General features: G+C 67.0%; 10 protein-coding genes. 6 read left to right on the top strand and 4 right to left on the bottom strand.

The genetic code is table 11. The features are described 5' to 3' along the window. Positions 1-795: 795 nt before the first annotated feature. The 4 genes from AC08OP_RS13545 (at position 796) to AC08OP_RS13530 (ending at position 5013) form a co-directional block, all read left to right on the top strand. Entirely contained in the window at positions 796-1686 is an 891-nt protein-coding gene (locus tag AC08OP_RS13545) for a class II glutamine amidotransferase (RefSeq protein WP_476593584.1), read from the top strand. A gap of 158 nt (positions 1687-1844) precedes the next feature. After that, positions 1845-2711, top strand: coding sequence for an LLM class F420-dependent oxidoreductase (locus AC08OP_RS13540; protein ID WP_476614518.1), 867 nt, complete (start codon positions 1845-1847; stop codon positions 2709-2711). 437 nt (positions 2712-3148) lie between these two features. After that, positions 3149-4255: an ABC transporter ATP-binding protein gene (locus AC08OP_RS13535; protein WP_476614517.1), complete on the top strand. Its 1107-nt coding sequence runs from the start codon at positions 3149-3151 to the stop codon at positions 4253-4255. Continuing rightward, positions 4252-5013, top strand: a complete 762-nt coding sequence (locus AC08OP_RS13530) for an ABC transporter permease (RefSeq protein WP_476614516.1) — start codon at positions 4252-4254, stop codon at positions 5011-5013. Before AC08OP_RS13535 ends, AC08OP_RS13530 begins: the two co-directional genes overlap by 4 nt. A gap of 159 nt (positions 5014-5172) precedes the next feature. Here the strand turns inward: AC08OP_RS13530 and AC08OP_RS13525 are convergent, their stop codons facing one another. Continuing rightward, positions 5173-5619, bottom strand: coding sequence for a hypothetical protein (locus tag AC08OP_RS13525; protein WP_476614515.1), 447 nt, complete (start codon positions 5617-5619; stop codon positions 5173-5175). Between the two features lie 885 nt (positions 5620-6504). Here AC08OP_RS13525 and AC08OP_RS13520 point away from each other — a divergent pair. Then, positions 6505-7266, top strand: coding sequence for a metal-dependent transcriptional regulator (locus AC08OP_RS13520; protein ID WP_476614514.1), 762 nt, complete (start codon positions 6505-6507; stop codon positions 7264-7266). 111 nt (positions 7267-7377) lie between these two features. On the opposite strand, the gene AC08OP_RS13515 is transcribed toward AC08OP_RS13520, so the two are convergent. The 3 genes from AC08OP_RS13515 to AC08OP_RS13505 are packed head-to-tail and all read right to left on the bottom strand — an operon-like array spanning position 7378 to position 9925. After that, entirely contained in the window at positions 7378-8250 is an 873-nt protein-coding gene (locus AC08OP_RS13515) for a metal ABC transporter permease (RefSeq protein ID WP_476614513.1), read from the bottom strand. Beyond that, positions 8247-8987 carry a metal ABC transporter ATP-binding protein gene (locus AC08OP_RS13510; protein WP_476614512.1) on the bottom strand — a complete coding sequence of 247 codons (741 nt, stop codon included), beginning with the start codon at positions 8985-8987 and terminating at the stop codon, positions 8247-8249. The genes AC08OP_RS13515 and AC08OP_RS13510 overlap by 4 nt, the downstream gene beginning before the upstream one ends. After that, the gene (locus AC08OP_RS13505; protein ID WP_476614511.1) at positions 8984-9925 is read right to left on the bottom strand and encodes a metal ABC transporter substrate-binding protein; all 942 of its coding nucleotides are present in this window, start codon (positions 9923-9925) and stop codon (positions 8984-8986) included. Before AC08OP_RS13505 ends, AC08OP_RS13510 begins: the two co-directional genes overlap by 4 nt. A 634-nt stretch (positions 9926-10559) precedes the next feature. Here AC08OP_RS13505 and AC08OP_RS13500 point away from each other — a divergent pair. Beyond that, positions 10560-10742 (top strand): hypothetical protein, encoded by a 183-nt coding sequence (locus AC08OP_RS13500; protein ID WP_476614510.1) that lies wholly within the window; start codon positions 10560-10562, stop codon positions 10740-10742. Positions 10743-10751: the final 9 nt, after the last annotated feature.

The following is a 10751-nucleotide window of genomic DNA, read 5'->3' as shown; positions in this document are numbered from 1 at the left end:
TCACCACGTTGGCGCCGGGAGTTCCGGTCGCCTTCCCGGGCGCCGTACCACCGTACCCGCCGAGTCCGGCCTCCTGTCCGCGTTAGTTGTAGATCATCGGGTCTTCGGCGTGGAGACTCGGTTACCGAGGTTGTCCTCGTCGGCTCGGCCGGCCGTTTCTCGGAGATTTCTGAACCGTGGGCTGCCTGCCTGTGAAGATGCGCCGGGCCGAGGTTCCGAAATCGTTCGTGCCAAACGTGAGCGCCACCCCGGCCGTGCGAATCTCGGGTGGGACGGGTCCGTCGCCGGGCCCGGTTGTGAACGAGCGGTGCCGCCTGGTCTGCGGCAGGACCGGCGAGCAGGATGTGCCGGCGGTGCCGTTCGCCAGCAGGAACCCGATCCCCGGTTCCGGGGTTTTATGCTCCACCGCGTTCAGTCGGGCACTGGTCGGTCGGGCACTGGTCAGTCGGACAACGGTGTGCCGGAACGGGCGCCGGTGCGGTGAGTAGCGGCATCCGAGCGGGGGACATCCGGGTCGAGTGGTTTGTCCGGGCCGTCCGTCAGGTTCCACGACGGTGACTCGGCGGCCCCACGGCGGGACCGAGTGCCAGCAGACCCTTGATGCGTTGACGAAAGCGGATTCACATGCAGATTCGCCGGCATGTCGCGGGCGCCGGGGCGGGGGTAACGTTGCCCTTTCCCTTCGGGGAATCGACCCGGCCACCGCTCGGTGGACCCGCGTCCGGGGCGCGGGAACCAGTAGCGTCCTGGCCGGCACAGTACCGGAGCCGTCGAGATCGGCGAGGGAGGGCATAGATGTGTCATCTGTTCGCGATGAGTAGCGGGCCGACGAGGGTGCAGGCGACTTTCTGGCTGTTGGATGCGCCGGACAGTCCCCGGGCGGCGACGCTGCGGACCCCGGAGGGGGCCGGTCTCGGCGGATTCGACGCCGATGGCACCGCGTGGGTAGTCAAACAGGCCATCCGGAACCGGGCCGACACGGCATTCGCCCAGGAGCCGCAGCACGTCACTTCCTCGACGTTCGTCGCGCATGTCCGGCACGCCTCCACCGGCCGGGCCTGCGAGGGCAACACCCATCCGTTCGTTCGAAACGGGAGGATCTTCGCGCACAACGGCGTGATCGAGGGGCTGGACAAGCTGGACGCCGAGCTCGGCACGGCCGGTCTCCCGGTCCTCGGTGACACCGACTCGGAGCGGTTCTTCGCCCTCGTCACCCGCGAGATCGACGCCTGTGACGGGGACGTCGGCGAGGGGATCGCGTCCGCCGCTCGTTGGGCCGCCGAGAATCTGCCGCTGTACTCCATCAACATGATTCTCATCACGGATCGGGATCTCTGGGCTCTGCGGTATCCGGACACCAATGGCCTGTACGTCCTTCGGCGTGGCCCGGGTGGGCGCAACGAACGCCATCTTGATCACGCGAGTCCGTTCAGCGAGATCCGGGTCCGCTCTCTCGACCTGCTCACCAAGCCCGCGGTCGTGGTCGAGAGCGAGCGAATGGACGAGGACCCTCGGTGGCGGTTGATGGAGAGCGGGGAGCTGCTGCATGTGGCTGCCGATCTGACCGTGACCTCTCGGATCGTGTTGGACGGGCCGCCGGTTCACCAGCTGTCCCTCGACGAGCTGCGGCCGCAGGCCGCCGTGTCGCAGACCACCGCGGTGCCTGACCTGCCCCTGTCCGCGTGATCATTCCGGTCCCTGAATCCCCTGATCCGCCCATCCACTGATCTACCGATCCACAGATTCAACGAACCGGCCGACATGCCGGGCGTGTGTACGGGGTAGCAGACGTGATGGGGTAATGGCACGAACAGTGGCAGTTCCCTGCGCGGAAGGGGCTCGTCGTGGTAGCAGAGGTCGGCAGGATCGGGTTGTGGGCAGCCGAGCGGCAGTGGCCGAAGGATGTCCCGGCCCGGGCGGAGATCGCCGCCGAGGTGGAGGCCCTCGGCGTCCCGGCGGTATGGATCGGCGCGGCCAGTGGCGATCTCGAACTCGCGGCCGCGATCCTGGACAACACGGATCGGCTGGTGGTCGGTACCAGCATCCTCAACGTCTGGACCGAACCGGCGGACGTCGTTGCCGATCATTACGCCATGCTGGCGAAGGCGCACCCCGACCGGATCCTGCTCGGGCTCGGTGCCGGCCACAAGGAGCCGGTGGAGAAGACGACCGGCCGTCGCTACGAGCGTCCCGTCGACGTCCTCGTCGACTATCTCGACACCCTCGACGAGCTGGGCGTCCCGTGGGCCGACCGGGCGCTGGCCGCTCTCGGTCCCCGCATGCTGGGGATCGCCGCGCAGCGCACTGCGGGTGCCCTGCCCTACCTCACCACCCCCGAGCACACCCGGCGCGCCCGGGAGCTGCTCGGCCCGGACGCACTACTCGCGCCCGAGCAGATGGTCATCCTCGACACCGATCCGGCTCAGGCCCGGGCGGTCGCGCACGACACCCTTGCGTTCTACCTGAAGCTGCCGAACTATGTGAACAACCTGCGCCGTCTCGGCTTCACCGAGGACGATCTGACGGGTGCCGGCTCGCAGCGCCTCGTCGATGCCGTGGTGGCCTGGGGCGATGTGGACTCCGTGCTGGCCAGGGTCGCCGAGCACCATGAGGCCGGTGCCGATCACGTGGCCATCCAGGTGCTCACCTCCACTCCCACCCGGCTCCCGCGCGAGCAGTGGGCCCGGCTGGCGCCGGTCATCGTCGGGTAACCTGGCTGATCCGGCGGCGAGCCGAGCGGGTGCCACCCCGGCCGGTAGCCGGTCCATCGCCGGTGGTCTGCCCTGGGTGATCGGTTAGCACACTGAACGTTGCCTCGGCAAGCCGCGGGTCTGGACCGACAGTGAGCGTGACGTCGCTGTGTATTTGGGCGTGGTGCTGGAAAATCTGCTGCGGGTTCACGGCCTGTTGACTGTCGGCAGGATGACACTCCGCCGGCCGATAGCGGCTGGCTCGATGGTGGGTGCTCCGGGACGATGATGCCAACCGGGGGAGGCGTGGCCGGTCGGTGCAACTGCCGACCTGCCTACCTGCCGTCGGTGGGTCCTGTCGTCGGTGGGTCCTGTCGTCGGTGGGCCCTACCGAGCGGGCAGCAGCCCGGGTCCGGTCCGTCATCCCGACATAGTGATGTTCCACGGAAAGGAGGGGAATGATCGAGGCGCAAGGGCTCACCAAGCGGTACGGACGTACGGTCGCCGTCAACGACCTGTCCTTCACGGTGCAGCCCGGCAAGGTGACCGGCTTCCTGGGGCCGAATGGTGCGGGAAAGTCCACTACAATGCGGATGATCCTGGGGCTCGATAATCCGAGCGCAGGCCAGGTCCGTATCGACGGCAAGCGATATGCCGAGCTGAAGGAACCACTCCGCCAGGTCGGAGCGCTGCTGGAAGCGAAATGGGTGCATCCCAACCGCTCCGCCCGCTCGCACCTGCGGTGGATGGCCGCGGCGAACCGAATTCCCGGGAAGCGGGTCGACGAGGTCTTGGAGATCGTTGGGCTCACCCCGGTCGCCGGCAAGCGGGCGGGTGGCTTCTCGCTCGGGATGGCACAGCGTCTCGGGATCGCGACGGCCCTGCTGGGTGACCCGCAGGTCCTTCTCTTCGACGAGCCCGTGAACGGGCTGGACCCGGAGGGAATCCTCTGGATTCGTCAGTTCATGCATCGACTTGCGGACGAGGGGCGGACGATCTTCGTTTCCAGTCATCTGCTGTCCGAGATGGCGCTGACCGCCCAGGAGCTCGTCGTCATCGGTCGCGGGCGGCTGATCGCCCAGACCAGTACCCATGCGTTCATCGACATGGCGTCCGAGTCGGCAGTCCGGGTCCGCGGGCCGGAGATGGAGCGGCTGCGTGGCGTGCTGACCGGTCAGGGCCTCGCGGTTCGGGACGCCGCCGCCGACGACGGTGGTCCGGCGGCGTTCCTCGTGTCGAACAGCAGCACCGAGCAGGTCGGCGAGCTGGCCGGTCGGATCGGGCTCGTCCTGCACGAGCTGGCGGCGCAGCGCGGCTCGTTGGAGCAGGCGTTCATCCAGCTGACCGGCGGCGAGGTGGAGTACCACGCCGGGACGCCGGGGCCGGGCGCCAGCCGGTCGGCGACAGGTGCTCCGCCGGGGCCCGTGCCGGCGGGAACTGCTGCCGGTCCGCTGGCCGGGACACCTCGCCAGCCGGTCGACGGTGGTGTGGGTGCCGGTGGTGTGGGTGCCGGGGGCGGTCCGTCGGCCTCGGCCGAGGCGGCACGAGGGGGGACTGGACGATGACCCTGCTCACCGTCGAGCGGATCAAGCTGTTCTCGACCCGCTCACCGTGGTGGTGCATGATCCTGGCGACCGCGCTCACCGTAGGGCTGACCTCGATCTTCGCGGCGGCGACCAACGGTGACGACCTCGCCAGCCTCACCCCGAACGTCACCCAGTTTGCCTACAACTTCGGCCTCGTGGTGATGATGGTGATGGCCACGTTGGCGGTCACCACCGAATACCGCTTCAGCACGATCCGGTCCACGTTCCTCGCGGTGCCCACCCGGACGCCGGCACTGCTCGCGAAGGCTGCCGTCGTCTCCCTGCTCGCGGGGATCGTCGGCGAGATCACCGCCATCGCCTCCTGGGGCGTCGCCAAGCTGATCAAGCCGGATGCCCCCCTGGCTCTGGACACGGCGCAGGAGTACCGTAACGTTTTCGGTGTCGGTCTGGTCTACTTGTTCGCGGCGATTTTCGCGCTGGCTCTGGGGCTGATCATCCGGCAGTCGGCGGGCGCGATCGTGATTACGCTTGTCTACCTGTTCCTCGGAGAGAGCCTGCTGCCGGCGATCCCCCGGATCGGTGACCAGATCCAGCACTGGCTGCCGTTCACCACCGGTGACAATTTCATCGTCGCCGGGCAGGTGGAGCGTTCCAACGGCCCGCCCGTGGTCGAGGGGATGCCGTTCGGCCCCTGGGGCTCCCTCGCTTACTTTGCCGCGATCTGCCTCGGCCTGTTCGCCATCGGGCTCGTCTTGGCCAAGCGTCGGGACGCCTGAGCCCACCCGAGGTGCGATCTCCATCGGCATGAGCTCTGAAGCCGTGGTTATCTGAGTATCTGTGATCATCAGAGTACCTGAACGCACCGGCGGGTTGCCTTCAGGCCTGGAGCCGCGGTCCACCGGTCGCCCCGACGTGGGCGACCGGTGGACCGCAGGTCAGGCGCCAGGGCCCCACAGGTCCCGACCGGCGCGGGCCCGCTCCTGGGCCTTCATGCGAGCCTCGTGGACGTGGCGCATCCCACCGGTGAGCCGCAGCCGGACCTGTTCGTCCACGGCGACGAAGGGGCGGTAGTAGATGTCGTCGTACTCCTCGGTGATCTGGAAGGTCCACCGCCCGTCGAGGACGTTGCGTCCGTGCAGCTCCCGGCGTACATAGGCGGCCATCTTGGCGTGTCCGGCGTCCTCCAGACCGCTAATCGCCTCCGCGAGGATCAGATCGGCCCGCCCGGAGAGTTGATGGAACTCGTAGAGCGCCCCGCGGGCCCGTTCAACCCACTCCAGCGCCTCGCTGAGCTTGCCGACCGCGTCAGCGGTCGTGTCGTCGAGGTCGGGCTGCGTGCGGTCGTCCTCTCGGCGGCCCCCGGCCGGACGATTCCCGCTCATCCGGTCGGTTCGACCACCGTCAGCCCGACTGCCGTCAGCCCGGCTGCTGTCGGTTCGGCTGCTGTCGGTTCGGCTGCTGTCGGTTCGACCCCGGCGGGTGTGTCTGCTCACCCTGACGGGATGCCCCGGCGGTGTCGGGTCACACCGACCTGCCGCCTCGCGCCGGGAACGACTACGAGAACCACCGGACCGCCTCTGTGGCTCTGGCGGGCAGGTATCCATTCAGGGGTGCTGGAACCTGCATCCCTGAATGGATACGTACAATCATGAGCACAGGAATTCTGGCACCGGGTATCTCGCGTCGGCGGTCGTGCATTTCGGCCGGGCCGAGGCCGTCCAGGCCGTCCAGGCCGTCCAGGCCGCGCGGCCGTGTCCTGGACGCGGCCTGTGTCGCGCACCCGGAGCGGTTCGTGAACCGGCCTCCGGTCCCGCCGCCGCTCCCGAAGCCGGCCGGGATCAACCGGAAGCCCGACGAGGCTGAGCCGGCCGACTCGGGTGTTCCCGAGAGATCGGAAATCGTTCCACAAAAATCACAATTAGGCTAATTCACAAAATATCTTACCTCAAAGATCTTGACAAGTTCCGTTCTGTCCCGCGCCAAGATCTTGGCTCAGGAATCCTGACCTGAAGGTTGGGTTTTCTGGATCTTGGTGGGGGGTTGGGAAGATGTTTGAGATCGTTGGTCAGACGATTCTTCGTAGCGGTCGGGGTCCCGGGCGTTGGGGGGGTGTGCGCCGGTCGATACACCGGACCATGGTGCTGATGGCTCAGTAGATGAGGGGTTCGGCCGCGACGAGCAGCATTATCACGAAAGTCGAGTCGTATTGGCCGTGCTCTCACGGAGAGTTCGGATTGGCGTAGTTCGGTGCTTGGTAGCCTGCGAGCATGTCGGTGTCGGAGCTTTCGGCGAGCAGTCAGAACTATCTGAAGGTGGTCTGGAGTCTTCAGGAGTGGTCCGGGGTGCCGGTGTCGCCTTCGACACTGGCAGCGAAGGTGGGGGTGAGGCTGTCGACGGCGTCGGACGCGGTGCGCAAACTTACTGAGCAGGGTCTGCTGGAGCACGCGCCCTACGGGGCAGTGTCACTGACAGAGAAGGGGCGGGTGCATGCGGTGGCGATGGTGCGCCGCCACCGGTTAATTGAGTCGTTCCTGGTGCAGGTGCTGGGGTATCGGTGGGATCAGGTGCATGATGAGGCCGAGACGCTGGAGCATGCGGTGTCGGACTTCATGGTGAACCGGATCGACGAATACCTCGGCCATCCCACCCGCGACCCACATGGTGATCCGATCCCGGGCTCGGACGGCACGGTGCGGGTACCGGATGCGGTCCTGCTGTCTCGGATCGGGCCGGGCGCGCACGCGCGTGTGGAGCGGATCTCGGACGCGGACGCGGGCCTGTTGCAGTTCTTCGCCGAGCGTGGGATTGGCATCGGTACCGTGCTGGAGGTGCGAGCCGGGGCACCGTACTCGGATTCGGTGGAGGTGGTTGTGGAAGGCCGCGATGAGGCGGTGGCTCTTGGCCGGTCGGCGACGGACGCCGTGTGCGTCACGGTGAGCTCCTCGGGGCCGGCTCCGCCGCGGGAGGCCGGCCCGGGACACGGGTGCGAGACCACGGCCGAGGCGGGCCGTGACGGATCAATGAACTAGCTTCCGAGCGGCCCACCTACCTTCGAAAGGGTGAAGAAGGCGGTTTCCGAGTGGTGCCAGTGTGGTGAGCCGAGGTTCCTCCTGATCGCTGGGTCTCGGGTCGGCTGCGGGTCAGCTCGCTGAGACGAACTCCCGGTGCCGCCGAGCGAGCAGTCGTTTGCCAAGCAGCCCGTGGCGGGGGCTGAACAGGTAGACGAGTGCAAACACGACGCCCTGGACGACGACGACGAGCCCGCCGGAGGACGCGTCGAGCCAGTAGCTGAGATAGATCCCCATCACCGAGCTCGCGGCCGATATCGCCGGGGCGATGACGAGCATACGTCCGAAGCGGTCGGTGAGCAGGAAGGCGGTGGCGCCAGGGATGATCAGCATCGCCACGACGAGGATCACCCCGACCACCTGCAGTGCGACCACGGCGGTGAGGGCGAGCAGGCCGAGCAGCAGCGTGCCGAGGAACCGCGGCGACAGGCCGATAGCGTGGGCGTGAGTCGGGTCGAACGCGTACAGCGTCAGGTCACGCCGCTTCAGCACAAGGATGACGAACGCGACAGCAGCGAGGATGCCGATCTGGATGAGGTCCGCGGTGGAGACGCCGAGGATGTTGCCGAAGACGATGTGGTTCAGGTCGGTCTGGCTCGGGGTGATCGAGATGAGGACGAGTCCGAGCGCAAACAGGGTGGTGAAGACGATCCCGATCGCGGCGTCTTCTTTCACCCGGCTGGTTCCGCGGATCGTCCCGATGAGCGCGACAGAGAGGAACCCGAACACGAGCGCACCGATCGCGAACGGTATGCCGAGGATGTAGGCGATCACGACCCCGGGCAGGACGGAGTGAGAGACCGCGTCACCCATCAGCGACCAGCCGACGAGCACGAGCCAGCACGACAGGAGGGCACAGACGACAGCAGCGATCATGGTGGTGGTAAGAGCCCGGACCATGAAGTCGTACTGCAGCGGATCCAGGAGCAGATCGAGCGGGTTCATGCGACGTACTTCTGCTCGAGCACGTCGAGTCCGAACGCGCGGGCGAGGTTCTCCGGTCTGAGTGTCTCGGTCACGGAGCCGTGGAACAGCACTCGGCGCAGCAGCAGCACCGCCTCGTCGGCCAGCTGTGGCAGGGCGTGAAGGTCATGGGTGGAGACCAGGATGGTACGGCCGTCCGCGGCGAGCTCCTTGAGTAGTCGGACGATGGTGGCTTCGGATTTCTTGTCGACCCCGGCGAAGGGTTCGTCCAAGAGCATGATCTGCGCATTTTGGGCGATGCCGCGGGCGACGAACGCGCGTTTCTTTTGCCCGCCGGAGAGCTGTCCGATTTGCCGGTCCGCGTACTCGGTCAGCCCCACACGCTCCAGCGCCTCGGACACCGCCGTGTGGTCGGCCGGGCGCGCCCGGCGGGTGAAGTTCTGGTGGCCGTAGCGGCCCATCATCACAACGTCGCGCACGGAGACAGGGAAGGCCCAATCGACCTCCTCGCTCTGTGGCACATAACCCACCAGGCCCTGTTTACGCGCCACGGCAGGCTCGGCACCGTCGAGTAGCACGCGTCCCCGGTCGGGGCGGACTATACCCATGACCGACTTGAACAGCGTCGACTTGCCGGATCCGTTCATCCCGATCAACCCGGCCACCCGCCCCGGCTCGACGGTGAGGGACACGCCGTCGAGGGCGAGGACCCCGCCGTAACGGACGACGACCTCCTGAACCTGGATCGCCGCGGTCACGAGGTCCGCCCGGTGAGCCCGTTGATAATCGTGGTCGCGTCGTAGCGGATCAGGTCGAGGTAGGTCGGTACCGGCCCGTCGGCCTTGGAGAGAGAATCGACATAGAGGATGCCGCCCAGGGCCGCGCCGGTGGCGTTGGCGACCTGCCGCATCGGCTTGTCCGACACCGTGGACTCGCAGAACACCGCCGGCACGTCATGCGCCTTGACGAACGTGATCGTCGAGGCGATCTGCTGCGGCGTCGCCTGTTGCTCGGCGTTCACGGGCCAGATGTACTGCTCCGTCAGCCCCGTGTCGCGGGCGAGGTACGAGAACGCGCCCTCGCAGGTCACCAGCGCCCGCTTCTTTGCCGGCAGCGTCGACAGCTTCGACACGAGCTCGTCCTGTACGGCCTGGAGCTTGGCCTTGTACGTCTTACCGTTCGCCCTGAAGTCCGCCGCGTGCGCGGGATCGAGATCACTGAAGGCATCGACGATGTTGTCGACATAGATTTGCGCGTTCAACGGGCTCATCCAGGCGTGCGGGTTCGGCTTGCCTGCGTAGGCGTCCTCGGTGATGTCTATCGCCTTGACCCCGTCCGACACCACGGCGTGCCGCACGTGCACCGACTCCACGAACCGCTTGAACCACAGCTCCAGGTTCAGGCCGTTGTCCAGGATCAGATCCGCCTCCGATGCCTTCGTGATATCACCCGGCGTCGGCTCGTACCCGTGGATCTCCGCCCCCACCTTCGTGATCGACTCCACCCGCAGGTGATCTCCTGCAACGTTCTGTGCGATGTCCGATAACACCGTGAACGTCGTCAGTACTACCGGACGATCACGCCCCCCACCGGCCGATGCGTCGACAGCGGGGGTGGTGGAGCACCCCGACAGCATCAGCGCGGCGGCGGCGGTAGCCGACCCCACTCTCGACAGCCATGCGACAGTACCGCGCATCATAAGCCCCTTCCCGTCCTTCCGAACATCAATCTTCGGTATGGCGAAGTTTGATTACTATATAGACGGATTCTCGGGTGATGTCCAACCATCTCCACGCGTTCGTCGGATATCGTGGTTGTCCAATCACTATTCGTGATTGATTGTTGCGGCGGAGTGTGGCCGCGGGTCGAGCCAGGACAAGGGCGCCCCCGCCACCTGGATGATCGTTCCTGTCGAAGAAAAGATCAACTGGGTGAGGTTGAGGGGGTTGAACGACAGTCCTACCGGCGAACACCTCGGAGTTCAGTCGGGCACCGGCCCGGCTGGGACGACTCGGCGAGTTAGCCGTCGTCGCCGCCCGCTGCTGGAGTCGTGCGCACAGCAGGGAGGGTGACCTGCTGGTCGGCATCGAGGGCGAGCTGTGCATCGCGGGCCCGCAGCTCACCCCTGGCTACCTGGACCCGGCGGACGACCGTGGCCGGTTCTTCGAGGGGGACGGTCGCCGCTGGTACCGCACCGGCGACCGGGTCCGCCGTCGTCCCGACGGCACGCTTGTCTATATCGGCCGGCTGGACTCCCAGGTGCAGGTACAGAGCTGGTGACTCGGTAGCAGGCTGGCGGCTCGGCCAGGTCGGGTCATAACGACACCAACGTGGTAGATCTGAGGCGCCACGATACGCCCACGGTCGATGGCGCTGACACGGCGTACTGGCGTGACCGCGCGGAGCGGGCCGAGGCGCGGATCGGCGAGTTGACCGCGCAGGCGCGGGCCCGGGACGCGCGGATGGACGAACTGACCGAGCAGGTCGCGGTGCTCAGCCGGCGGCGGGGGTAGCGCGAGACC

It is taken from the genome of Frankia sp. CeRuru1 (assembly GCF_977966315.1).
Note: the sequence above shows the minus strand (reverse complement) of the source record. Positions and strands in the feature narration are given on the sequence as shown.